We start from the raw sequence: 23796 nt of genomic DNA on the forward strand, positions 1-23796 counted from the left end.
CGACAACTCCGGCAGGCTCTTCCCCGGGGTGCAGGATTGCCCGATGCGCGTGCTGATCGCCCCCGACGGCTTCACCGGAACTCTGAGTGCCGTCGAGGCGGCCGAGGCGATTGCGGCCGGGTGGCGGCAGGTGGCACCGGATGACGAACTGCTGTGCGCCCCGCTGTCCGACGGCGGACCCGGCTTCGTCGACGTGCTGTCCTCCGTGCTGGGCGGTCGGCGGCTGACGTACGTGGTCACCGGACCGCTGGGCGAGCCGGTGCCGGCCGAGGTTCTGCTGGTCGACGACACCGCCTACGTCGAGTCGGCGCAGGCCTGCGGCCTGCATCTGGTGCCCGCTGTTGCCCGGGACCCGCTACGGACCACCACGTTCGGCGTCGGGGAACTGCTCGCCGCCGCGATCGAGGCCGGCGCCCGGCAGGTCGTCGTCGGGCTCGGCGGCAGCGGTACCAACGACGGCGGCGCGGGAGCGTTGGCGGCCCTGGGCGCGCAGCCCGGCGCCCTGTTGCGGGCCGGCGGCGGAGCCCTGCGCGACCTGGACCCGGCCGACCTGGACCTGGGGGCGGCCCGGGAACGGGTCGCCGGGGTCGAACTGCGCATCGCCACCGACGTCGACAACCTGCTGCTGGGCCTGCGCGGTGCCAGCGCGGTGTTCGGGCCGCAGAAGGGCGCCGACGGCGACGTGGTGCAACGGCTGGACGTGGCACTGGAGCACTTCGCCCGGGCCGCGCAGCCCGGCGTCGGGCTGAACATGCCAGGCTCGGCCGCCGTGCTGCCCGGGGCAGGTGCGGCCGGCGGACTCGGGTTTGGGCTGCTGCTGCTCGGCGCCAAACGGGTCGCCGGGATCGCCACCGTCGCCGAACTGACCGGGCTGAGCGCGGCGATCAATACGGTCGACCTGGTGGTCACCGGCGAGGGATCCTTCGACTGGCAGTCGCTGTCCGGGAAGGTCGTCGCCGGGGTCGCGGCCGCGGCGGGCGAGCATGCCCGCCCGTGCCTGGTCCTGGCCGGGCGCGTCGAGGTCGGTCGGCGGGAGATGGCCGCGCTCGGCGTCGCGGGCGCGTACTCGCTGGTCGAGTTCCTCGGCTCGGAACAAGCCGCGCAGGAGCCGGCGTTCGACAATCTGGCGGCTCTTGCGGCTCGTGTCGCGGGCAATTGGTCGCCACGTGAGGCCTGACGCAAGAGGTGTGACCCGGCACACACGGGGCTCATTCGCTCCGGACGAACGCCGGCACTCCAGGCATGTGTCAGCATGGACTGGACAGCATCGACCCGCAGGAGCAGACAGATGACCGTTTCCGGCGACACCCTGACCGGTGTGATCCTCACCGACGCTGCGGTGGCCAAGGTCAGGCACTTGCTCGACCAGGAGGGTCGCGACGACCTCAAGCTTCGAATCGCCGTACAGCCGGGAGGTTGCTCCGGGCTGCGCTACCAGCTGTTCTTCGACGAGCGCGCGCTCGACGGCGACGTGGTGGCGGACTTCACCGGCGTGAACGTCGTCGTGGACCGAATGAGCGTTCCCTACCTGGGCGGCGCCAGCATCGACTTCGTCGACACGATCGAGAAGCAAGGCTTCACGATCGACAACCCCAACGCCGCGGGCTCGTGCGCCTGCGGCGACTCGTTCCACTGATTTACGACTTCAGCCCGGCAGCACCACCACAGGTGGAGCTGCCGGGCTGAAGCGTGCCCTGGGCCGTGGAGCTGCTCGGCTTTCCAGGAGCGGGCTAGTTGCCGTACCCGCAGTGCCCGTCGGTCAGCTTGCGCAGCCCGGCTGGGATCTCGACCGGGGACGCGTGCCACACCTGCGAGGTGGGCTGCGTCGGGCGGGGGTAGAGATTGGCGACTTGCTCGGCGTCCTTGCCCAGTCTGACCAGACCGGGGATCGCGGTGCCGGTGTCGGCCATGACATGACTCCTAATCAAATGCGATCACGGGATCGCACAGTCAAATTTCTCGAATGTGGCCGTTCTGGGCACGCTAGGGGAGTCGTGCTCGCCGGCGACAGACCTACGCGACGGTAGTGTTTTGGCCGTGACAGTGCCCACGAATCGCTCGGTCGTCGCCGATCGCCTCGAGACTTCGGCAGGTTCCGAATCCGGGCGATCGGCTCCTCGCCTCGCTCGCATTGCCGTTTCCGGATCCATCGCCACCGACCACCTGATGACCTTCCAGGGCCGGTTCGCCGACTCGCTGGTCCCCGAGGCGCTGTCGAACATCTCGGTCTCGTTCCTGGTGGACGACCTCGAGGTGCGTCGTGGCGGGGTGGGCGCCAACATTGCGTTCGGCCTCGGTTGCCTGGGGTTGCGCCCGGTCCTGGTCGGCGCGGCCGGCGAGGACTTCGAGCCGTACCGCGCCTGGCTCGATCGGCACGGCGTCGACACCGACTCGGTGCGGATCTCGCAGATGAAGCACACCGCCCGGTTCGTCTGCACCACCGACCGCGACCAGGCCCAGATCGCCTCGTTCTACGCCGGCGCCATGAGTGAGGCGCGGGAGATCGAACTGGGCCCGATCGCCGAGCGGCTGGGCGGGTTGGACCTGGTTCTGATCGGGCCGAACGACCCGGTCGCGATGGCGCGGCACACCGCCGAGTGCCGGGAGCAGGGGATCCCGTTCGCGGCCGACCCGAGCCAGCAGTTGTCGTGGCTGGAGGGCGACGCGATCCGCGACCTCGTCGAGGGCGCCACGTACTTGTTCACCAACGCCTACGAGGCGGCCATGATCGAGAAGAAGACGGGTTGGACCGTCGACGAGATCGGGTCGTCCGTGGACGTCCGCATCACCACGCTCGGCGCCGACGGCGTCCGGGTCACCGCACGCGGCGAGGAGCCGATCCACGTGGCCGCCACGCCGGTCGACCACGTCGTCGACCCGACCGGGGTCGGCGACGCGTTCCGTGCCGGGTTCCTGTCCGGCCGTTCCTGGGGCCTGGGCCTGGAGCGCAGCGCCCAGGTCGGCGCCACCCTCGCGGCGCACGTCGTGGAGACCCTGGGGCCCCAGGAGTACAAGCTGGCGGACAAGCGGTTCCTGGACCGCCTGGGCGCCGCGTACGGCGCCGATGCCGCCGCGCAGGTCGAACCGCACCTGGCCGTCCGGGTCCTGTGACGGTTCGGCACACGAGCCGCTGGGGAAGCTGAGGTCGGTGCGGCTCGATCCCGGCCCCTCGCGCTGGGCGTTCCCCCCGCTCGAGATCGCCGATCCCACCGGCCTGCTGGCGGTCGGCGCGGACCTGGAGCCCGCCACCCTGCTGGCCGCCTACCGGTGCGGGGTGTTCCCGATGCCGCTGTCCCGGCGCGGCCGCATCGGCTGGTGGTCGCCCGACCCGAGGGGGGTGCTGCCGCTGGACCGGGCGCACCAGTCCCGGTCGATGACCCGCACCCGCAAGCGGTTCGAGATCCGGGTGAACACGGTCTTCGACGAGGTGGTGCGCGCCTGCGCCGACCCGACGCGGCCGCACGGCTGGATCAACGGGCAGATGCGTCGGGCCTACGCCGAACTGCACCGGACGGGCTGGGCGCACAGCATCGAGGCCTGGACGCCGGGGGGCACCCTGGCCGGGGGACTGTTCGGCATCTCGATCGGCGGCCTGTTCGCGGGCGAGTCGATGTTCCACCGGCAGACCGATGCCTCGAAGGCGGCGCTGCTCGGGCTCTGCGACCTGCTGCGCACCGGACCGGACGATGGTGCCGGGGTCCTGCTGGACGTGCAGTGGACCACCCCGCACCTGATCTCGCTCGGAGCGCTGGACCTACCGCGGGAGAGTTACCTGCGCCGGTTGTCGGTGGCGCTGGAGCTGGCCGTGCCGGCGGCTTTCGACCGCTGAGACACGCCGCCGCGTCGTGCGCGGCACGCGCGAATCGGCGCGTCCGGCAGCCCCGGTGGGGGAAGGCATGCGGTTGAATGCGCTGGAGGGAGGTTGTCGGCGGTGGCGACGGATCTGCGTACCAAGCGTGGCCCCGACGGCCTGCCCGCATCCCGCCCGACCGGTCGGTTCCGCATCCCGGTGAGCGTTCCGGCCCGCTCCGACATCGCCTGGATCTGGGCGACCGCGGTGGCCCTGTTCGCGCTCTACGCGACGGTCTCGATCCGGCTGCACCAGCGGATCCTCAGCAGCGGTTTCGACCTCGGGCTCAACGAGCAGGCGGTACGCGGCTGGGCGCACCTCGGGTGGCCGATCGTCGAGCTCGAGGGCCCGGGGATGAATCAGCTCGGCGACCATTTCTCCCCGGTGCTGGCATTGATCGGCCCGTTCTACCGGCTGTTCCCGACGCCGATCACGCTGCTGGTGGTCCAGGCCGCATTGTTGGCGGTGGCCGTGGTCCCGCTGGCGAGCTGCGCGCAGCGGTTGCTCAGCAGGCGTGCCGCGGTCGTGGTCGCGGCCGGCTACGGACTGTCGTGGGGGATCGCCGAGACCGTCGGGTTCGACTTCCACGAGGTCGCGTTCGCGGTGCCGCTGACGGCGTGCAGCGTGGTGGCCCTGATCGACCAGCGGTACGGCGCGGCAGTCGCCTGGGCGCTGCCGATGCTGCTGGTGAAGGAGGATCTCGGCGTCACTGTCGCGGTTCTTGGCGGGCTGGTGGCCTGGGCCGGCCGACGGCGCCTGGGGCTGGCCACCGCCGCTGTCGGGATCGCGGCCAGCGCCGTCGAGATGCTGGTGATCATCCCGCACTTCGTGCCGGGCCACACCTTCGCCGCCTGGCGGGTCGCCCACCACGCGACCTCGCCGCACTTGCTCTGGCCGTTCGTGCGCGCCTACACGGTCGGGCTGTTCCAGCCCCAGGACAAGGTCGTCACGATGCTCATGCTCGTGGCGCCGACCGCGTTGCTGGCGCTGCGGTCGCGGCTGACCCTGCTGGTGGTGCCGACGCTGCTGTGGCGATTCGGCTCGAGCAATTGGCCGTACTGGGGCACCCAGTTCCACTACAACGCGGCGCTGATGCCGATCGTGTTCGGCGCCCTCATCGACACCATGCGGCGTTGGTCCCCGGCACAGGCCGCGACGCGGACGCGGGAGGCCTTGGCCCTGTCCGCGGGTGTCACGCTGGCGCTCGTGCCGGCACACCCACTTTGGTCGGTGGTCGAGCCGGACACGTGGCGGCACGAGTCCCGGGTCACCGACGCCCGCGCCATGCTCGCCCAGGTGCCTCCCGGGGTGTGGGTGGCCGCCTCCAACCGCCTGGTGCCGCAGCTGACATCCCGCGATCAGGTGACGGTCTTCGGTTGGGCGCCCTCGCGACCGAATCCGGAGTACCTCGCGCTCGAGGACGCCGATCCGTTGAACTGGCCGTTCGACTCCCTCGACGACCAGCGGCGGATGGAGAACGTCGCGCTGCACCTCGGCTACGTCCAGGTGTTCAAACAGGGCAACTACGTCCTGCTGCACCGTTCGACGAACGACACCCGGCAGTTCCCGCCGCCTCCGCAGCCCAGTTCCTGAGCCTCAGCGTGCCCGGCGCACCAGGTAACCCGGGGCGCCGTCGGGTCCGGCGCACGGCCCCACCCAGTCCTGCCGGCGCATCCCGCACCAGGCCGGGATGTCCAGGGCCGCGGCCGGGTCGTCGGCCAGCACGCAGACGAGTTCGCCGATCGACACATCGCCGATGTGCTTCGCGAGTTCGATGATCGGTGCCGGGCAGCGGCGGCCCAGCACGTCGAGAGTCAACGCGACGGTCACAGCCCGTGGACCCCGGCCAGCGCCCGCAGCCGCTCCAGCACGCCGGGCAGCACAGCGAGGAAACCGTCGACGGTCGCCTCGGTGACGCCGCGGGGCAGCGAGACCCGCACGTTCCCGTGGGACAGCACCCCCATCGCCTCCAGGACGTGGCTGGGGCGCAGCGTCTGCGCGGTGCACGAGGAACCCGAGTTGACCGCGTAGCCGGCGCGATCCAGTTCCGTGAGCAACGCCTCACCGTCGACGTAGAGGCAGGAGAACGTGAGCAGGTTCGGCAGGCTGTGGTCCGGGTCGCCGTGCACGACCACGTCCGGGAGCGCGGCCGCGGCCGCCCGGATGCGGTCGGTCAACCGACGCAGGCGGGCGTTCTCGGCCTCCGCCTCGCCCGCCACCGCAGCCAACGCCGCCGCGGCGGCGCAGATCCCCGGGACGTTCTCGAAACCGGCCACCCGCCCGGACTCCCGCTCGGTCTCCGGCGCCGGCGACCGCCAGCGGGCCGAGCGGCGCAGCGCGAGCACCCCGACGCCGGGCGGCCCGCCCCACTTGTGCGCGCTGGCACAGAGCACCGCCCAGCCGAACGGCACCGGCAGCCGACCCAGCGTCTGCGCGGCGTCGACCAGCAGCGGCACCTCGTTGGCGATCGCGGCGGTGGCCACCGCGTCCACCGGTTGGACCGTGCCGACCTCATGGTTCGCGCTCTGGAGGCAGGCCAGCGCTGTGCTGGGGTGCAGCGCGCGGACGAACGCCGCCGCCTCGACCCGTCCGCTCGCCTCGACGTCGACCAGTTCGACCTCGCCGCCGTCCGCCGCGTGCCGGGCCGCGGTGTGCAGGACCGCGGAGTGCTCGACCCGCGAGACGACCAGTCGGTTGCCGACCCGGGCCCGGCCGCGCAGGACGCCGAGCATGCCGAGTTGGAGCGCGGCGCTGCCGGAGGCGGTGAAGCTGACCTCGCCGGGGGTGGCGCCGATGACCTCCGCGACGATCTCCCGGGCCGCGTCCAGCCGCATCCGGGCCCGGCGGCCGTCGCGGTACAACCGCGCCGGGTCCGCCCACCCCGCCTCGACCGCGGCCAACCAGGCCTCCCGGGCCGCCGGGTGCAGCGGCTCGGTCGAGGCCGCGTCCAGGTAGCCGTCGGGCGAGGTCACCTCCCTAGTGTGCCCGCGGGTCCGCGACCGTCCCCAGGAACAGCGGCGCCGAGGTCTTGGTGTCCACGATCTCGAACAAGAACGGCCGGTCGACGGTGAAGTTCACCGGGGGCGTGGGCGAGACGACCCCCGACAGAGGCACGACCGAGAGGGCGGTCACCGCCGCGGCTTCGGTGCCGTAGCGGTCCACGGAGATCGTCGCCCGATGGATCGCCTGGTCGACGTAGAGACCTTCCGTCGAGACGCCGCTCAGGTTGGCCCGGGCCGGGTCGAAACAGTCGGTCACGCCCAACTTCTCCATCAGGGCTTTCAGATCCGGGGCGCTGTCGAACTGCCACTGCGGCATCGTGACGTTCACCGCAGTGGGCTTCGTCACGCCGGCCGCGGCCAGAACCGCGGGCTTCAGCAGGTCGCCCGGGTTGTTGGTGCCTGTGGGCCGAATCACCCGCATCGCCAGGCTCCCGCCGAAGTACGGCAGCGTCACGGCCTGCCAGCCCGATCCGGTCGCGTACCCGAAGTTCGAGGACTTGCTGATCATCGGCAGCTGGACCGGATTCCCGGCAACTTGGAAGTTCTGGCTGCCGGCGTCGTCGAATGCTTTGGTCCAACTCGCCTTCAGGTAGACCGCGTTCGCCAGGACCAGTCGGGTCGCCGGGTCGAGCTGGTCGAACACCTTCGTGATCCGTCCCGCGGTGTGCTGGGCGGCCCATTGGTTGATGGCGGCGGCCGCGGCCTGCGGATTGCTGAAGTCCAGGGTCTGCACGTGGCTGCCGAACTGTTCGACCAGCGTCCGCAGGAACGCCGGCTGATAGGCGTAGCCGGACTTGGCGAACAGGCCGTTCGTCACGGTCAACACTGGCCGTTGCGGTTCGGTGTCGCCCGTCGGAGTCGGAGTCGGAGTCGGGGTCGACGTCGGCGGGGCGATGTCACCGGTGACCAACTGGCTGGTCAGGGCGTTGAACGCGGTCGCAAAACCGGTCGGCAGGCCGAGAGTCGTCTCGATCTGCTTCGCGGTGTTGCCGGCCGCGCCCACGTCGAGCATCGCGAACGCCTCGGCAATGCTCAGCGGCGAGAACACCAGGTTCTGCCCCGGCGCCTGCGCCGCCTCGGCGAAGCGGGCCGCGAAGGCGTCCAGCCCGGCGACCGTCGCCGAAACCGGTGCCCCGCCGGCGGCCGGCAACCGTTGGGCCGCCACCGCCAGGGCGCCCGGTTCCTCGGCGGTCGGAGCGGGGCCGGCGGTGACCGGGCTCGCGGTCTCGGCCGCCGAACCACACCCGCCGAGCAGCGTCGCGGCCAGGCCGCCGGCGATCCAGCGTCCGATCCGTCTCATGGGCCACTCCAGTTCTGCTTGCCGTGGTGTCGCGCAGGTGCCTCAAGGACGCAGCCGTGCCTAGTTTCGTTCACCCGACCCCGCGCGACATGAACGGACCTGCGCGCAGGTCACAACCGCACCCGGAGTAGGCTGCGCGCGCAAGATCCGGGGTTTTTGGTGCCCTTGGTCCGCTGCGCCGATTTGCTCGGTCTTGATCGGAAAGGCCCGCGTTGCGTCCCTTCGGTCCGCCGCCGCACAGGCGGCCCCGCAGCCCCCGCCGGGCCTTTGGCATCGGCGCCGCGTTGGCATTCGTGCTGCTCACCTGCACCGGATGCGACACGACCCATCTGCCGAACCTGGCGTTCCCCAACCCCGCGACCAAGGAGTCGCCGCAGATCATGCTCATGTGGGAGGGCTCCTGGCTCGCCGCGCTGATCGTCGGCGGCGTGGTCTGGGGTCTGATCCTGTGGGCCTGCGTGTTCCACCGGAAGAAGTCCGAGGACCACATCCCGATCCAGAGCCGGTACAACCTGCCGATCGAAGTCCTCTACACCGTCATCCCGTTCATCATCGTCGCGGTCCTGTTCTTCTTCACCGCCCGCGACGAGTCGAACATCCTGGACCTGAAGAAGAAGCCGGACGAGACGGTCAACGTCGTCGGTCGGCAGTGGAGCTGGACCTTCAACTACGTCACCGACCAGGCCTACGACGTCGGCACTCCGGCCCAACTGCCGCAACTGTGGCTGCCGGTCAACGAGACGGTTCGGTTCGTTCTCACCTCGCCCGACGTGATCCATTCGTTCTGGATCCCGGCCTTCCTGTTCAAGATGGATGTGTTCCCGGGCAAGGAGAACACCTTCCAGCTGACGCCGAACAAGATCGGCGTCTACGAGGGCAAGTGCGCCGAGCTGTGCGGGACCTACCACTCCCGGATGCTGTTCTCGGTCCACGTCGTCTCGCAGGCTGACTACCAGGCGCACGAGGCCGCACTGCGAGCCGCCGGGCAGACTGGCAACCTGTGGCAGGGCGTGGTCAACAGTGCCGCGGACCGCGAGCGCGCCTACACCCTCGGGGACCCGTCGATCCCCCCGCCGCCGGAGGAGAGAACCAAGTGACCACCGCGGACCAAACCCTGCGGGTTGCGGCTATCCCACGTGAGCGCAAGCGCACGTTGGGCGCGGCAATCATCGAGTGGGTGACCACCACCGATCACAAGAAGATCGGTTACCTGTACCTGGTCACCTCGTTCGTGTTCTTCATGATCGCCGGCCTGATGGCCATGATCATGCGGGCGGAGCTGGCCCGGCCGGGCCTGCAGTTCGTGACGGAGGACCAGTTCAACCAGCTGTTCACGATGCACGGCACGATCATGCTGCTGCTGTTCGCGACGCCCCTGTTCGTCGGCTTCACGAACGTGATCATGCCGCTGCAGATCGGCTCACCGGACGTGGCTTTCCCGCGGCTGAACATGTTCAGCTACTGGCTGTTCCTGTTCGGCGGGACGATCCTGATGCTGGGCTTCATCACCCCGGGCGGCCCGGCCGACTTCGGGTGGTTCGCCTACACCCCGCTGACCGACGCGGTGCACTCGCCGAACGTCGGCGCGGATCTGTGGATCATGGGCCTGGCATTGGCTGGCTTCGGGACGATCCTCGGTGGCGTCAACTTCGTCACCACGATCGTGTGCATGCGGGCGCCGGGCATGACCATGTTCCGGATGCCGATCTTCACCTGGAACGTGCTGGTGACCTCGATCCTGGTGCTGATCGCCTTCCCGGTCCTGGCCGGTGCGCTGCTGGTGCTCGAGGCCGATCGCAAGATCGGGACCCACGTCTTCGATGCGTCGAACGGCGGCGCCTTGCTCTGGCAACACCTGTTCTGGTTCTTCGGGCATCCCGAGGTCTACATCATCGCCCTGCCGTTCTTCGGCATCATCACCGAGATCCTGCCGGTGTTCAGCCGCAAGCCGATCTTCGGCTACAAGGGTCTGGTTTTCGCGACGCTGTCGATCGCGGCGCTTTCGGTGAGCGTCTGGGCGCACCACATGTACGTGACAGGCGGAGTGTTGCTGCCCTTCTTCGCGTTCATGACATTCCTGATCGCGGTGCCCACGGGGGTGAAGTTCTTCAACTGGGTCGGCACGATCTGGCGCGGGGCGCTCACGTTCGACACCCCGATGCTTTGGGCCATCGGCTTCCTCGTCACGTTCCTGTTCGGCGGCCTGACCGGGATCATCCTGGCCGCGCCGCCGCTGGACTTCCCGCTGTCCGACTCGTACTTCGTGGTGGCGCACTTCCACTACGTGGTGTTCGGGACGGTCGTTTTCGCGATGTTCGCCGGGTTCTACTTCTGGTGGCCGAAGATGACCGGCAAGATGCTCGACGAGCGTTTGGGCAAGATCCACTTCTGGATGCTGTTCTTCGGCTTCCACACCACGTTCCTGGTGCAGCACTGGCTCGGCGCCGAGGGCATGGCCCGCCGGTATGCGGACTACCTGGCCAGCGACGGCTACACGACGCTGAACACGATCTCGTCGATCGGGGCCTTCGTTCTCGGCCTGTCCACGATCCCGTTCCTGCTCAACGTAGTCATCACCACCAGGCGGGCTCCGCGGGTCACCGTGGACGACCCGTGGGGCTGGGGCCGTTCCCTGGAGTGGGCGACGAGCTGCCCGGCGCCGCGGCACAACTTCCTGTCGATGCCGCGCATCCGCTCCGAAAGCCCGGCGTTCGACCTGCACCACCCCGAGCTGGTCGGCTCGCACACACACCACAGTGGCCAGGGCGCCACGCTGCTGGAGGAGATCTACGGCGAGCCGGACGTCTCCGGGCCCGAGGGCGAGAGGCACTAACAAAGTGAAGGTCGAAGGAAACGTCTTCGCCGGGATGGGCATCTTCGTCGCTCCGGTCATCCCGATCTACTGGCACTACTCGCAGGACCCGACGGGCACGGCAGCACTGGTCATGACCTTCGGCCTGTGCTCGCTGGTCGCCTTCTACCTCCTGTTCACCGCTCGCCGCATCGACGCGCGCCCCGAGGACGACCGCAACGCCCTGATCGAGGACGGCGCCGGCGAGCAGGGCTTCTACAGCCCGTACAGCTGGTGGCCGTTGGCGCTGGCCGCGAGCGGTGCGATGGGCTTCCTGGGCATCGTCATCGGCTGGTGGATGTTCATCCTGGCGGTGCCCGCCTTCGCGCTGTCCGCCTTCGGATTCTGCTTCGAGTACTACCGCGGCGAGCACGCTCACTGATTTCGGTCAAGACACGCCAGAGACAGCGCAATCGGTGGGGTTGGTAACAAATCCGACCCGCCCCCCGATCCGAATTCGGAACGTAAGCTTTGGCCCGAACGGCTGCGCACGTATTTGCGGTGCGGCACCGAAGGGCCACCGAATGCGTGGCGTGTGCGATCGGCGTCCTCAAAGCGCCCGGACTGGTCAGGGTGAGATATGCAGGCGAGCGGCGGGGGGCGTCATCAGCGCCCGCGGCGGGTCCTGCGAGGTGCTGTCCTGGGAAGCTGTGCGGTTGTCGCGCTGAGCGCCTGCGGGGCGACGACCTCGACCGCCCCGCAGGCCTCCGGCGTCATTGCCGGTGAAGCGTCCCCCAAGCCGGTCTCCGCGGTCCTGACGACCACCCCGGCCGCCGGCACCGCCACCGTGCCGACCGACTTCACCCCAGCGCTGTCCGTGGCCCGCGGGAAGATCGTCAGCGCCGCGCTGCACGACCTGACCGGTCGCGAGGTGCCCGGCACGCTCGCCGCCGACGGCGTCTCCTGGCACGCCACCGGGCCGCTGACCGCCGGCAAGCAGTACACGTTCGAGGTGAGCGGCGCCGACGACCGCGGCCACCCGTTCGTCAACAAGTCCTCGTTCGCCACGATCAAGGACAACAACGTCGTCCAGGCCTGGGTCAGTCCGCTGGCCGGGATGACGGTGGGCGTCGGCCAGCCGATCGCCGTCCAGTTCTCCCACCCGATCGTCGACCGGGCAGCGGTCGAGAGCCACCTGCGGGTGGATACCTCCAAACCGGTGGTCGGCGCCTGGCACTGGATCAGCGACGACGTCATTCACTACCGACCCGAGCAGTACTGGCCGGCCAACACCAAGGTCGTGCTGCACACCGACCTGAAGGATCTCGCCGTCGGCGGCGGCCGCTACGGCGACGCAAACCGCACGATCGCCTTCACCGTCGGCCGCTCCCAGATCACCGTGGTCGACGTGAAGACCCACCAGCTGCAGGTCATCCGCGACGGCAAGCTGATCCGCACGGTCAAGGTCAGCACCGGCAAGAAGCACTACCTGACCCGCGGCGGCATCAAGGTCGTGCTCGGCATGGAGCGCGAGAAGCACATGGTCGGCACCTCGATCGGCATCCCGAAGACCTCGCCGGACTACTTCGACCTGAAGGTGAAGTACGCCGTGCGAATGACCTGGAGCGGCGAGTTCCTGCACGCCGCGCCGTGGCAGGGCAACAACCACGGCCGCGCCAACGTCAGCCACGGCTGCGTGGGAATGAGCACGTCCGACGCGAAGTGGTACTACGAGCACTCGATGGTCGGCGACATCATCAAGGTGAACGGCTCGCCGCGCAAGATGGAGCTGCGCAACGGCTACGGCGACTGGAACCTGTCCTGGAGCGACTGGCTCTCCGGCAGCGCCCTGCCGCACGAGGCTGCGGGTCCGGACAGCCCCACCGGCGGCGATCCCGGCAGTCTCACGTCCCCGCAGTCGCCGGACGCGCCGGTTGCCCCGAGCAGCGTCGGCGGGCCCTCGTCGGCGCCGCAACCGGCAGCCACGGACACCCCGACACCGACGGCCACGCCCGAGCCGGCCCGCAAGACCTCGCTGTCCCGCTGAGGCACGAGGCCTCCACCCGGAAACGTCGTCGACCGTTACGGCAGCTTGTCAGCCGAAATAACGGCCGACACGCTGCTGTAAACGTCGACGACGTCAAACGGTGGGGCTCCGGAGGCGCCCGGCGAAGCCCCCGGACCCAGCACAACTTGCGAGAAGGGGCGGCGTCCAGGTGGACGCCGCCCCTTCTTCGGGTCTGGCTCAGTGGTGGCCGTGGTCCCCGTGGCCGCTGGTGAGCTCCGCGTACTCCTCGGCGCTCGGCTTCGGCAGCCGGTCGGCGTACCAGAAGCGCGAGAGCCGGGCGCGGACCTTGTTGACGCCCGCGGCCGGGGCCGGGATGCCGTCGGCGTCGGTGGCCGGGCCGGCATCGATCGCCGGGTGGTCGAGCCGGGCCATCAGCTTGAACCGCTGCTCGGCGCTGATCGGCTCGTGGATCTCGATGAACTCGCCGTTGGGCAGGCGCTTGATGATGCCCGTCTCCCGGCCGTGCAGGACCCGGGCGAGATCCTTGCGCTGCAGGCCCAGGCAAGCGCGTTTGGTCACCTTGAACACAATCGGTGGCACGACGATCAACGCGACCTGCGTGAACCTGGTGACGTAGCTGATCTCGGTGTGGAAGGCGTAGGCGATGAGGTCGTTGCCGCCGTTCATCCACAGCAAGCCGTAGAACGCGATCGACATCGCGCCCAGCGCCGTGCGGACCGGGTTGTCGCGGGGCCGGTCGAGCAGGTGATGCTCCCGCTTGTCACTGGTGACGAACGCCTCGATGAACGGATAGACCGCCAACAGGGTCATCATGATCCCGGGCAGGATCACTGCCGGGACCAAGATGTTCCACATGACCGTGTGGCCCCAGAGGTGGGTCTCCAGGTTCGGCATCGCACGTAGCGAGCCCTCGAGGAACCCGATGTACCAGTCCGGTTGTGAGCCGGCGGATATCTGGTCCGGATAGTAGGGGCCGTACAACCAGATCGGGTTGATCTGGGCGATGCCGCCGAGCAGGGCGCAGAGGCCGAACACGACGAAGAAGAAGCCGCCCGCCTTGGCCATGTAGACCGGCATGAGCGGGAACCCGACGACGTTCTCGTTGGTGCGGCCCGGTCCGGGGAACTGGGTGTGCTTCTGCACGACGACCAGCATCAGGTGCATCGTGATCAGCAGCAGGATGATGCCGGGGACGAGGAGGACGTGGGCGACGAACAGGCGTGGAATGACGTCCTGCCCGGGGAACTCGCCGCCGAGCATGAAGAAGCTCAGGTAGGTGCCGACCACGGGGACCGAGGCGATCACGGCCATGAAGATCCGCAGACCCGTGCCGGAGAGCAGGTCGTCGGGCAGTGAGTAGCCGGCGAATCCTTCCAGCAGGGCGAGGGTAAGAAGGCCGTTGCCGATCAACCAGTTGAGTTCCCGCGGCTTGCGGAACGCGCCGGTGAAGAAGATCCGGAACAGGTGCACCACGATCGCCGCGACGAAGATCAGTGCGGCCCAGTGGTGGATCTGCCGCATCAGCAGGCCACCGCGGACGTCGAACGAGATGCGAATTGTCGACTCGTAGGCCTGGGACATCGAGATGCCCTGCAACGGCACGTAGGAGCCGTGGTAGGCGACCTCGTTCATGCTGGGCTGGAAGAACAGCGTCAGGTACGTGCCGGACAGCAGGCAGATGATGAAGCTGTAGAGCGCGATCTCGCCGAGCATGAACGACCAGTGCTCGGGGAACACCTTGCGCAGGTTCCTCTTGGCACCGGCGTTGGACCCGATGCGCTCGTCGAGGTAGGTGGCGACCCCGCCACCGATCTTCGCCGCCGGACTACTCATCGGTCGACCTCGCTCGTTCCTCGCTCGCTCGACCGATGAGGCACGAGGACGCTGTGCTTATTGGTTCGCTCGCTGCGCTCCCTCATGACCGCTCCCAGAAGCTCGGGCCGACGGGCTCGTCGAAGTCGCGCTCGGCGACCAGGTAGCCGTCCTTGTCGACCGTGATGGCCAACTGCGGCAGGTTGCGCGCGGCAGGCCCGAAGATCACCTTCCCGCCCTTGGCGAGGTCGAAGGTGGACTGGTGGCACGGGCAGAGCATGTGGTGCGTGCTGTGCTCGTAGAGGCCCAGCGGGCAACCGGCGTGGCTACAGATCTTGGAGAAGGCCATGATGCCCTGGTAGCCCTTGTTGGCCTCGGCCTGGTTGAGGACCTCCTCGGGCCGCATCCGGATGATCATCACGGCGGCCTTGGCGAGTTCCTCCTGGGTGATCTCACCGCCGCCGGGGTGGATCGACATCAACGATCCGGCTTCCATGTCCTCCGGCCGGACGCGGGCACCGCTGTTGGCCTGGACGAGCTGACGCCGCTTCGGGTCGGCCCAGACCGTGGAGAGCAGCGTCTTCTTGGGCAGCGGACCGAGGTCGCGCAGCGGAATGATCAGGGTCACCGGGAAGGCGGCCATCGCGCCGGCCAACGACATCCAGATGAGCTTGCGGCGGGGCAGTGCGGAGTCCGCGGCACCGGCCTTGGCCATTTCCAACACCTCGGCGGTGTCGGCCGCCGAGGACTTCATCGGGTGCCGCTCCTGGACCATCTCCTCGGAGTTCATCAGCTTGCGGGCCCAGTGGATCTGCCCGAAACCGATGCCCAGCATGGAGATCGCCAGCGTGATGCCCAGCGCGAAGTTCATCGCGCTGACCTTGCCGAGTCCCAGCACGCGCAGCACCGTGTGCGGGTCGATCGCGACGAAGCAGACGACGAAGGCGACGGTGGCCACCGTGCTCAGTCCGAAGAGCGCGGCGACCTGTCGCTCCGCGCGCTTGGCGGCGCGCTCGTCGACATCGGTGCGGCGCGGCTCGCCGTGGTGCAGGCCCGGGTCGGCGAACGGGTCGTCGACCAGGTGTGCCAACTCGGCGCCGTGGCCGTCGTCGGTGTGCTCGTTCATTTGGCCTTGGCTCCCAACCACACCGCCACGCCGATCAGCGCCCCGAGCACGATGGTCCACAGCAGCAGACCTTCGGTCACCGGACCGAGTCGACCGAGCGCGTTGCCGCCCGGGTCCGGCTGCTTCTGCATCCGGGCCAGGTAGGTGACGACGTCTTTCTTCTGAGCCGGGGTCAGCGCGCCGTCGTTGAAGATCGGCATCGCCTGCGGGCCGGTGAGCATGGCCTCGTACATGTGTTTCGGCGTGGTCGCCTGCAGGCCGACGGCGTACTTGCCGTAGGTCAGTGCCCCGCCGTCACCGGCGAAGTTGTGGCAGGAGGCGCAGTTGGTGCGGAAGATCTGCCCGCCCTCCTGCAGGTCGCCGTCGGTGGCGTACTGGTCGGAGGTGGGGATCGCCGGTCCCGGGGCCAGCGACCCGACGTAGGCGGCCAGCGCCGAGGCCTCGTCGGAGTTGAAGAACACCTGCTTGCGCGGCTCCTGCGCTTCCTTCGACTGCGCGGGCATCCGGCCCGTGCCCACCTGGAAGTCGACGGCAGCGGCGCCGACACCGATCAACGGCGGGCCGTCGCTGCTGCCCTCGGCGTTGAGACCGTGGCAGGTCGAGCAGCTGGTGATGAACAGGCCCTTGCCTTCTTGGATCGCCAAGGACTTGGGACCGGACGCTGCTTCGGCCGAACCGGACGGCGCGAAGGTGGCGTACAGCGCACCGACCATTCCCAGGGCGAGCAGCACCACGACGAATGCGGCCAACGGGTGGCGGCGCCGGGTGGAGAGCCGACCGATGACTTTCAAGTTCGTTCCGATCTGGCGAATGAGCGGGGCGGGCAGCTGACCAACACTGCCTACTGCAGGAGGTAGATCGCGCCGAACAAGGCGATCCAGACGACGTCGACGAAGTGCCAGTAGTACGAGACCACGATCGCCGTGGTGGCCTGTTCGTGGGTGAAGCGGCGCGCTGCGAACGTTCGACCGAGCACGACCAGGAAGGCGAACAGTCCCATCGTCACGTGGAGGCCGTGGAAACCGGTGGCCAGGTAGAAGATCGAGCCGTAGGCCGACGAGGTCATCGTCACGCCCTCGTTGGTCAGCTGGGTGTACTCCGTGGCCTGACCGGCAACGAAGAACGCGCCCATCAGGAACGTGATCACGAACCACATCCGCAGCTTCTCGACGTCGCCGCGCTCGGCCGCGAACACACCGGCCTGGCAGGTGAAGGAGCTGGAGACCAGCACGAATGTGTTGACCGAGGCGAACGGCAGGTTCAGGTGCACGTCAGCCGGCGGCCAGTTCGTTGTCCCGGTGACGGAGCGGATCGTGAAGTACATCGCGAACAGAGCCGCGAAGAACATCAGTTCGCTGGAGAGCCAGACGATCGTCCCGACACTGACCATGTTCGGGCGGTTGACTGCGCCGTGTGCCGGCGGAGTCTCGAGAGATGCGGTTGCGGTCGCCACGGCCGCATTATTGCGCCCCGCCGGTTGTCATTCGTGACCGGGTTGCCCGTGTCCGGGACAATGTGTGTCGGTGTCGGCGCAAGGATTGCGACCGTGCGACCGGGTCCTCTCCCGTGACCGGGGCGGTCGTGTTGAAGAGCTAGCCTCTGGGTGTGTTCGTGGCTTTGCTCCAGGCTCATGCCGGCGGCGGTCTGCCGACCGCTCCGCTGACTGGGTCAAGGTGGCTGACGGCCTGGTCGTTCGAGCCCGTGCCGCTGATCACGATCGAGGTCGCCGCCGCGCTCTACCTGTGGGGCGTGTATCGCCTGAAGCGTGCCGGGAACGCCTGGCCGGTGGGCCGGACCCTGGCTTTTGTCGTCGGGGCGTTGGGTTCGGCCCTGATCGCGACCTGCTCCTCGATCGGTACCTACGACGAGGTCCTGCTCTCCGTCCACATGGTCCAGCACATGATTCTGGCCATGACCACGCCCGTGTTCATCGCGCTGGGCGCCCCGGTGACGCTCGCGCTGCGGACGCTCCCTAAGCGGCCGCGCCGCTGGCTGCTGACCGTGGTGCACTCCCGAGTAGTGGCGATTCTCACATTCCCGGTCCTCGCCGGTGGGTTGTTCATCGCCACCCCGTTCGCGCTGTACTTCAGCGGCCTCTACGAGCAGACGCTGCGCCACCCTTGGCTGCACGACCTGAGCCACCTGCACTTCGTGCTGATCGGCTGCCTCTGGTACGTCCCGCTGCTGGGCATCGACCCCTTGCCGCGCCGCCCCAGCTATCCGTTGCGGGTGATCTCGGCCTTCCTCACGTTGCCGTTCCACGCCTGGATGGGCGTTGCGATCATGTCGATGAACACGCTGATCGCGGGGGACTGGTACCTCTCGCAGCACCGCACCTGGGGGCCGTCGCCGCTGTCGGACCAGCACATCGCGGGCGGTCTGCTGTGGAGCAGCGGCGACCTCGTCGGCGTTGTCGTGTTCGCCGCGCTGTTCAACCAGTGGTTGCGCGCCAGCCAGCGCGAGGCCCGCCGGGAGGACCGCCGGCTGGACCGCCTGGAGGCCGAGGACGCCGCGCGCGCGGCCCTGAATGCTCGGCTGGCGCAAGCGGCCGAGCAGGGGCCTCGGTAGCATCTGGCCGGTCATTCCGCGTCGACAAACAGCACAGTAGGGGCGTTGCAGTGTCGGGTGCGCAGGAGCGGGTCGAGACCACGATGAAGGTCCTGGTCTACAGCGACGACGTGAACACGCGGACCGGCGTGCGGATGGCGCTGGGCCGCCGTCCGGCCCCGGAACTGCCGCGGGTGGAGATCCTGGAGTGCGCGACCGAGCCTGCCGTGATAGCCGCGATGGACGCCGGCGGTATCGACGTGGCCGTGCTCGACGGTGAGGCCGTGCCCGCCGGCGGCATGGGCGTGTGCCGTCAGCTCAAGGACGAGATCTACCGCTGCCCGCCGGTGCTGGTCCTGATCGGCCGGCCGCAGGACGCCTGGCTGGCGACCTGGTCGCGGGCCGATGCGGTCACCTCGCACCCGTTGGACCCGATCGCGGTCGCGGACGCGGTGGCGTCGTTGATGCGTCGTCGGCTGTCGGCCCCGGCTCGAGGAGCGTAAGCGAAAGTGTCTCTGTGAGTCGGCGGGTTCGGTGACCCGCAGCTGGTCGAGCGTGCTCGGGGCGTTGCTGCGCCACGAGGACCTGGCGGCCGAGGACACCGCCTGGGCGATGGACCAGATCATGGGCGGCGACGCCACCGCGGCGCAGATCGCCGGGTTCGCCGTTGCGCTGCGTGCCAAGGGCGAGACCGTGGCGGAGTTCGAAGGCCTGACCCGGGCGATGCTGGGCCGGGCGACGCTGATCGAGGTCCCGGGGGACATCGTCGACATCGTCGGCACCGGGGGGGACCAGGCGCACACCGTCAACATCTCGACGATGGCCACGATCGTGGTCGCCGGCACCGGGGCCCGGGTGGTCAAGCACGGCAACCGTGCGGCGTCGTCCTCGTGCGGCACCGCCGACGTGCTCGAGGAGCTCGGGGTTGCGCTGGACCTGCCGCCCGCGGAGGTGGCTGCCGTGGCGATCGAGGCCGGGGTGACGTTCTGCTTCGCTCCGGTGTTCCACCCGGCGCTGCGGCACGCCGCCGGTCCGCGCCGGGAGTTGGGCGTGCCGACGATGTTCAACTTCCTCGGGCCGCTGGGAAACCCGGCTCGGCCCGGTTTCCAGGCCCTCGGGGTCGCCGAGCGGCGGATGGCCCCGGTGATGGCCGGGGTGCTGGCCGGGCGTGGGGTCGAGGCACTGGTGTTCCGCGGCGACGACGGCCTGGACGAACTCAGCACCGCGGCCACCTCCAGCTACTGGGAGGTGCGCTCCGGGACGGTCACGCCCGGATCGTTGGACCCGACCGTGCTCGGGGTGCCCCGTTCGGATCCCGGCGCGCTGCGCGGCGGCGACGTGAAGTTCAACGCCGCCGCGGTCCGCGACCTGCTGGCCGGGAAGGTCGGTCCGGTGCGCGACGCCGTGCTGCTGAACGCGGCGGCGGCGTTGGCGATGCTGGATCGCGGCCCGGAGCCGCTGGTGCAGCGGATGGCGAGCGGGCTGCGGGTTGCGGCCGAGTCGGTCGACTCCGGGGCGGCCGCGGCCGCGCTGGAGCGTTGGATCGCCGCTACCCGCAGCCGGGCCGGCCGCTGACGGCTACTCCAGCCCGATCGCGAACGCGGCCTCGAGGTCGTGCCGGGAGTACGTCCGGAACGCGATGTGGGTCTCGGTGGAGACCACCCCGGGGGTGCGGTTGAGCAGGCCGGGGATCACGTCGGCCAGCTCGTCGTGCTGATGCACCCGCACCATCGCGATCAGGTCGTGCTCCCCGGTCACCGAGTACACCTCGCTGACCGCGGGCAGCTGGGCGATGGCCTCGCCGACCTCCGGCACCGCGCCGACGTCGGCCTTGATCAGCACGATCGCGGTAATCACCGCAGCCTCACCCCTCGTCTCTCCGGAACCTCACGCTGGTTTCCGATGTACAGGATGGTCAACAGCAGTCCGATCCCGAATCCCACCACGTGCGACACGTAGGCGACCCCACCGCTGGAGACCACGCTGCCGTGCGCGTACAGGGCCTGGAGCAGGAACCAGCTCCCGAGGACCAACCAGGCAGGCAGTTGCAATGGCAGGAACAGCAGGAACGGCACCAACGCGATCACCTTGGCCTTCGGGTACAGCCACAAATAGGCACCCAACACCCCCGCGATCGCCCCGGAGGCACCGATCAGCGGGTCGGTCGAGTGGGGTTGGGTGAAGGCGAACGCGTAGGCAGACGTGTACCCGCACAAGAGGTAGAACGCGGTGAAACCGACCCGTCCGAACCGGTCCTCGACGTTGTTGCCGAAGATGAACAGGAAAAGCATGTTGCCGAGCAGGTGCAACAGGCCGCCGTGGACGAACATCGAGGTCAACGCCGACAGCGGCGGACTCTTGTGGAACTTGTAGGCCTGGCACGTGACGGTCGTGTCGCCGTCGTCGACCTGGACCGGGTTCAGCGGCAACGAGTGGTTGGTCGTCAGTTCCTTCGGGATCGCGGCCCAGTGCTGGATGTAGGCGTCCTCCTTGCAAAGGGCCGGCGCGTTCGCGGACACGCCGTCGTGGGACAGGCTGGGCCCGAAGAAGTAGACGGCGAAGTTCAGCAGGATGAGGAAATAGGTCACCACCGGTATGCGCCGCACCGGATTGCGGTCGTGAATCGGGATGACCATGGCTAGATCCTGCCGACCGGCACGCGATCTGTCTGGCGATCATGCTCCGAAGGGGGCACTGGATGCCGCGCGGTCGCCTGCCGGTACCAGGGCGGCGCGTCCGGTTTCTGCCGCATCCAGCCACGCGCGCCACCGGCCGGCGCCGTGGACCGGGGACGCCCATTCGCCCTCGACCTGGATCAGTCGGGTGCCTGATTGCTCCAGCCAGCGCAGGATGCACTCGGTCTCCTCGGCAGTGGCCGCGGGAAGCGGACCCGCGGCCGGCCGCACGCTCGCCGCGGTGGCGCAGGCCGCCTCCACCTCGCCGAGCACCGACCGGACGTCGGCGGCAACGGCCACTGCTGCCAGCCGACCGTGCCGGATCACCGCGATGTCCCACCGGCCCTGCTCGGCCGGGCGCGCGGCGACGATCTGCGGGCAACCGGTCAGACCGGCAAGCCGCTGCATGCGGGCAGCTGTGCGGGCGAATGCGGACATCCGGTCGCGGTGCAGGGCGGCGTCCTCGTAGCGGCCGGCTGCGGCCAGCGCGTCGATCCGGGCCCGCAACCGGGCGATCAGTTCGCGCGAGTCGCAATGCATGGCCTCGCGCACCTCGTCGGCGTGCGTCGCGTACTGCGCCGCGGACTCCCGGCCCTCGCACGGCGCGTTGCACCGGCCCATCTCGGCCAGCGCGCAGGCGGGCACGTGCTTGCGCTCCGACATCGGCTGGCGGCACTGCCGCAGCCGGAACGCCTCGTGTGCGGCGGTCATGGCCTGCTCGGCGATCCGGGTCGAACCGAACGGGCCGAGGTAGGCGCCGTTGTCGTCGCGGACCGCCCGGACCACGGAGAGCCGCGGGAAGCGTTCGTCGGTGAGCTTGAGCCACACTGCGCGTTCCGGGAAGCGCGACCGCCGGTTGTACCTGGGCTTGTGCTCGGCGATCAGGCGCAGCTCGCGGACCTGGGCCTCCAGCCGGGTCGCGCACACGATCGGCACAACCCGCTCGGCCAGGCCGACCATCTCGCCCATCCGGCGGCGGGACTCCGAGGCGGTGAAATACGAGCGGACCCGGTCGCGGATGTTCCGCGACGTGCCCACGTAGAGCACCTCGCCGCCGGCGTCCTCGAAGCGGTACACGCCCGGGGCACACGGCAGGCCCGCCGCCAGATGGCGCTTGCGACGCATCGCGGCTCGGGTGCGGGCGGAGAACATGGTCAGTTCGGTCAGCGACTGGACACCGAGGCAGCCGAGCCGTTCCAGCAGCCCGTGCAGTACGTCGACGGTGGCCTGTGCGTCGGCCAGCGCCCGGTGGTTCGGGGTGGCGGCGGAGCGGAACAGCCGGGCGAGCGTCTGCAGCTTGCAGTTGGGCACCTCGTCGCGGCTGAGCGCGTGGCGGGCCAGTTTGACGGTGTCGATCACGGTGAAGTCCGGCCAGTCGCGCCCGGTGCGTGCGCAGGCCCGCGACAGGAAGCCGACATCGAACGGTGCGTTGTGGGCCACCAGTACCGAGCCGGCGGCGAACTCCAGGAACGCCGCGAGCGCCGGCTCGACTCCGGGCGCGTCGACGACCATCGAGTCGGTGATGCCGGTGAGCACGGAGATGAACGCCGGGATCGCGGTTCCGGGGTTGACCAGGGTCTGGAACTCGCCGAGCACGGCCCCGCCGCGCACCTTGACCGCGCCGATCTCGGTGATGCCGTCGTGCGCGCTGCTGCCGGTCGTCTCCAGGTCGACCACGACGAAAGTGACCTCGCGCAACGGCGTGCCCAGTTCGTCGAAGGTTCCCTGGATGCCGACACCAGGCGCAGGCGCCACAACCGGACTCATTCGCCCGCCCCGTCTCGGTGATCCCTCATGTCTGTCGAAAGTAGGGCGGGGGACCGACAGAACCGGCGCGACGCGCGGCGGCTGTCCCGGTTCTGGTGCCACTGATTCCAGTGTTGCCGGCGAGATTTTTGTGGTGTTCGCGGAATTGTCGGAGTGACGTCGTAACGTCCGGCGCGGGATCGGAAATCGCGGTCCGGAACGGATCGGACGGAGGCTTGCGAATGATCATCGATTGCGATCGCTGCACCATGCGCGACGTGGCCTGCGCGGATTGCGTGGTCACAGTTTTGTTGGGGCCGCCGGGGGCGGCGATTCCCGGTTTCGACGAGGAGGAGAAGGCTGCGCTGGCAGTGCTTGCGGGCTGCGGCCTGGTTCCGCCGCTGCGACTCGCCGTGGCCGATACTGGTTCTCTTGGTGCTTCAGCGTGAGGTGTTCATCACGGTGAGTCAGGAATGAATCGGACACGCCGGGGTGATTGCGGACGCGAAACGTTGTCCGGCCAAGCAGAGGTCAAGGTCGCGGGAAATGCCGGGGCCTGGAATTGAGGCGCCCCGGAGTGCCGGCTATGGTTTAGTCGGCCTCCGCGCTTCGTCACCCGACTTGGGTGGACGCGGATGTCACCGCCAAGTTCAGGCGAACTGAGCCACACACGCGACCAAGCACCACGTGCGGCCAGGAGCCCGAATCGGGAAAACGCTGTGGCACCAGATGCGCTGTGGCACCAGATCAACGGGAGAATCTGGTGCCGGAGCCGGGAACCCACCCTCTTGGGGTGAGTCGGCAGGATTACGAACCGGCCCGATTCCGCGGGTCCGACGAGTCGTGCCGTAGGGCGGTCTTCCCGTCCGAACCCGTCAGCTGACCCGGTAGGCGGTCCAAGGAACGGAGAGTTGCCCC

At 69.1% G+C, this 23796-nt stretch carries 24 protein-coding genes and 1 riboswitch; of the genes, 13 read left to right on the plus strand and 11 right to left on the minus strand.

Features of this window, described 5'->3' with window-relative positions:
- Positions 1–43: 43 nt before the first annotated feature.
- Both VHU88_22790 and VHU88_22795 read left to right on the plus strand, forming a co-directional pair.
- Entirely contained in the window at positions 44–1177 is a 1134-nt protein-coding gene (locus VHU88_22790) for a glycerate kinase (protein ID HEX3614531.1), read from the plus strand.
- A gap of 111 nt (positions 1178–1288) precedes the next feature.
- Positions 1289–1636, plus strand: coding sequence for an iron-sulfur cluster assembly accessory protein (locus tag VHU88_22795; GenBank protein HEX3614532.1), 348 nt, complete (start codon positions 1289–1291; stop codon positions 1634–1636).
- A 94-nt stretch (positions 1637–1730) separates the two neighbouring features.
- Here the strand turns inward: VHU88_22795 and VHU88_22800 are convergent, their stop codons facing one another.
- Positions 1731–1910: a hypothetical protein gene (locus VHU88_22800; protein HEX3614533.1), complete on the minus strand. Its 180-nt coding sequence runs from the start codon at positions 1908–1910 to the stop codon at positions 1731–1733.
- Between the two features lie 256 nt (positions 1911–2166).
- On the opposite strand from VHU88_22800, the gene VHU88_22805 reads away from it, so the two are divergent.
- The 3 genes from VHU88_22805 (at position 2167) to VHU88_22815 (ending at position 5443) form a co-directional block, all read left to right on the plus strand.
- Positions 2167–3111: a carbohydrate kinase family protein gene (locus VHU88_22805; protein HEX3614534.1), complete on the plus strand. Its 945-nt coding sequence runs from the start codon at positions 2167–2169 to the stop codon at positions 3109–3111.
- A 37-nt stretch (positions 3112–3148) separates the two neighbouring features.
- Positions 3149–3829, plus strand: a complete 681-nt coding sequence (gene aat / locus VHU88_22810; GenBank protein HEX3614535.1) for a leucyl/phenylalanyl-tRNA--protein transferase — start codon at positions 3149–3151, stop codon at positions 3827–3829.
- 102 nt (positions 3830–3931) lie between these two features.
- Complete coding sequence (locus tag VHU88_22815; protein HEX3614536.1) at positions 3932–5443, plus strand: DUF2079 domain-containing protein; 1512 nt, start codon at positions 3932–3934, stop codon at positions 5441–5443.
- 3 nt (positions 5444–5446) lie between these two features.
- Here the strand turns inward: VHU88_22815 and VHU88_22820 are convergent, their stop codons facing one another.
- The 3 genes from VHU88_22820 to VHU88_22830 are packed head-to-tail and all read right to left on the minus strand — an operon-like array spanning position 5447 to position 8152.
- On the minus strand, positions 5447–5680 hold the full coding sequence (locus VHU88_22820) for a sulfurtransferase TusA family protein (GenBank protein HEX3614537.1): 234 nt from the start codon (positions 5678–5680) through the stop codon (positions 5447–5449).
- Complete coding sequence (locus tag VHU88_22825) at positions 5677–6822, minus strand: aminotransferase class V-fold PLP-dependent enzyme (GenBank protein HEX3614538.1); 1146 nt, start codon at positions 6820–6822, stop codon at positions 5677–5679. The genes VHU88_22820 and VHU88_22825 overlap by 4 nt, the downstream gene beginning before the upstream one ends.
- Positions 6823–6826: 4 nt before the next feature.
- Entirely contained in the window at positions 6827–8152 is a 1326-nt protein-coding gene (locus VHU88_22830) for a serpin family protein (GenBank protein ID HEX3614539.1), read from the minus strand.
- Positions 8153–8445: 293 nt separating this feature from the next.
- Between VHU88_22830 and coxB the strand changes: the two genes are divergently transcribed.
- The 4 genes from coxB (at position 8446) to VHU88_22850 (ending at position 12990) form a co-directional block, all read left to right on the plus strand.
- The gene (gene coxB, locus VHU88_22835) at positions 8446–9249 is read left to right on the plus strand and encodes a cytochrome c oxidase subunit II (GenBank protein ID HEX3614540.1); all 804 of its coding nucleotides are present in this window, start codon (positions 8446–8448) and stop codon (positions 9247–9249) included.
- Positions 9246–10985 carry a cytochrome c oxidase subunit I gene (ctaD, locus tag VHU88_22840; GenBank protein HEX3614541.1) on the plus strand — a complete coding sequence of 580 codons (1740 nt, stop codon included), beginning with the start codon at positions 9246–9248 and terminating at the stop codon, positions 10983–10985. The genes coxB and ctaD overlap by 4 nt, the downstream gene beginning before the upstream one ends.
- A 4-nt stretch (positions 10986–10989) precedes the next feature.
- Positions 10990–11385, plus strand: coding sequence for a cytochrome c oxidase subunit 4 (locus VHU88_22845; GenBank protein ID HEX3614542.1), 396 nt, complete (start codon positions 10990–10992; stop codon positions 11383–11385).
- A 198-nt stretch (positions 11386–11583) separates the two neighbouring features.
- Positions 11584–12990: an Ig-like domain-containing protein gene (locus tag VHU88_22850; protein ID HEX3614543.1), complete on the plus strand. Its 1407-nt coding sequence runs from the start codon at positions 11584–11586 to the stop codon at positions 12988–12990.
- A 198-nt stretch (positions 12991–13188) separates the two neighbouring features.
- Here VHU88_22850 and VHU88_22855 read toward each other — a convergent pair whose 3' ends face one another.
- From VHU88_22855 to VHU88_22870, 4 genes are all read right to left on the minus strand, one after another.
- On the minus strand, positions 13189–14805 hold the full coding sequence (locus tag VHU88_22855) for a ubiquinol-cytochrome c reductase cytochrome b subunit (GenBank protein ID HEX3614544.1): 1617 nt from the start codon (positions 14803–14805) through the stop codon (positions 13189–13191).
- Positions 14806–14887: 82 nt separating this feature from the next.
- A complete protein-coding gene (locus tag VHU88_22860) occupies positions 14888–15910 on the minus strand; it encodes a Rieske 2Fe-2S domain-containing protein (protein HEX3614545.1) in 1023 nt (340 codons plus the stop codon).
- Positions 15907–16701: a cytochrome c gene (locus tag VHU88_22865; protein HEX3614546.1), complete on the minus strand. Its 795-nt coding sequence runs from the start codon at positions 16699–16701 to the stop codon at positions 15907–15909. The genes VHU88_22860 and VHU88_22865 overlap by 4 nt, the downstream gene beginning before the upstream one ends.
- 50 nt (positions 16702–16751) lie before the next feature.
- Positions 16752–17300: a heme-copper oxidase subunit III gene (locus VHU88_22870; GenBank protein HEX3614547.1), complete on the minus strand. Its 549-nt coding sequence runs from the start codon at positions 17298–17300 to the stop codon at positions 16752–16754.
- 221 nt (positions 17301–17521) lie between these two features.
- Between VHU88_22870 and VHU88_22875 the strand changes: the two genes are divergently transcribed.
- The 3 genes from VHU88_22875 to trpD are packed head-to-tail and all read left to right on the plus strand — an operon-like array spanning position 17522 to position 20032.
- A complete protein-coding gene (locus VHU88_22875) occupies positions 17522–18478 on the plus strand; it encodes a cytochrome c oxidase assembly protein (GenBank protein ID HEX3614548.1) in 957 nt (318 codons plus the stop codon).
- Between the two features lie 50 nt (positions 18479–18528).
- Positions 18529–18960, plus strand: a complete 432-nt coding sequence (locus VHU88_22880; protein ID HEX3614549.1) for a hypothetical protein — start codon at positions 18529–18531, stop codon at positions 18958–18960.
- 31 nt (positions 18961–18991) lie between these two features.
- Complete coding sequence (gene trpD, locus VHU88_22885; GenBank protein ID HEX3614550.1) at positions 18992–20032, plus strand: anthranilate phosphoribosyltransferase; 1041 nt, start codon at positions 18992–18994, stop codon at positions 20030–20032.
- Positions 20033–20035: 3 nt separating this feature from the next.
- Here the strand turns inward: trpD and VHU88_22890 are convergent, their stop codons facing one another.
- The 3 genes from VHU88_22890 to VHU88_22900 are packed head-to-tail and all read right to left on the minus strand — an operon-like array spanning position 20036 to position 22899.
- Positions 20036–20314: an Lrp/AsnC ligand binding domain-containing protein gene (locus tag VHU88_22890; GenBank protein HEX3614551.1), complete on the minus strand. Its 279-nt coding sequence runs from the start codon at positions 20312–20314 to the stop codon at positions 20036–20038.
- Positions 20311–21093: a rhomboid family intramembrane serine protease gene (locus VHU88_22895; GenBank protein HEX3614552.1), complete on the minus strand. Its 783-nt coding sequence runs from the start codon at positions 21091–21093 to the stop codon at positions 20311–20313. The genes VHU88_22890 and VHU88_22895 overlap by 4 nt, the downstream gene beginning before the upstream one ends.
- 39 nt (positions 21094–21132) lie before the next feature.
- Positions 21133–22899, minus strand: a complete 1767-nt coding sequence (locus VHU88_22900) for a DEDD exonuclease domain-containing protein (protein ID HEX3614553.1) — start codon at positions 22897–22899, stop codon at positions 21133–21135.
- Between the two features lie 221 nt (positions 22900–23120).
- Between VHU88_22900 and VHU88_22905 the strand changes: the two genes are divergently transcribed.
- On the plus strand, positions 23121–23327 hold the full coding sequence (locus VHU88_22905; protein HEX3614554.1) for a hypothetical protein: 207 nt from the start codon (positions 23121–23123) through the stop codon (positions 23325–23327).
- Between the two features lie 293 nt (positions 23328–23620).
- A riboswitch (cyclic di-AMP (ydaO/yuaA leader) is annotated at positions 23621–23789 on the plus strand.
- Positions 23790–23796: the final 7 nt, after the last annotated feature.

This window comes from Sporichthyaceae bacterium, from assembly GCA_036269075.1.
Lineage (GTDB): Bacteria > Actinomycetota > Actinomycetes > Sporichthyales > Sporichthyaceae > DASQPJ01.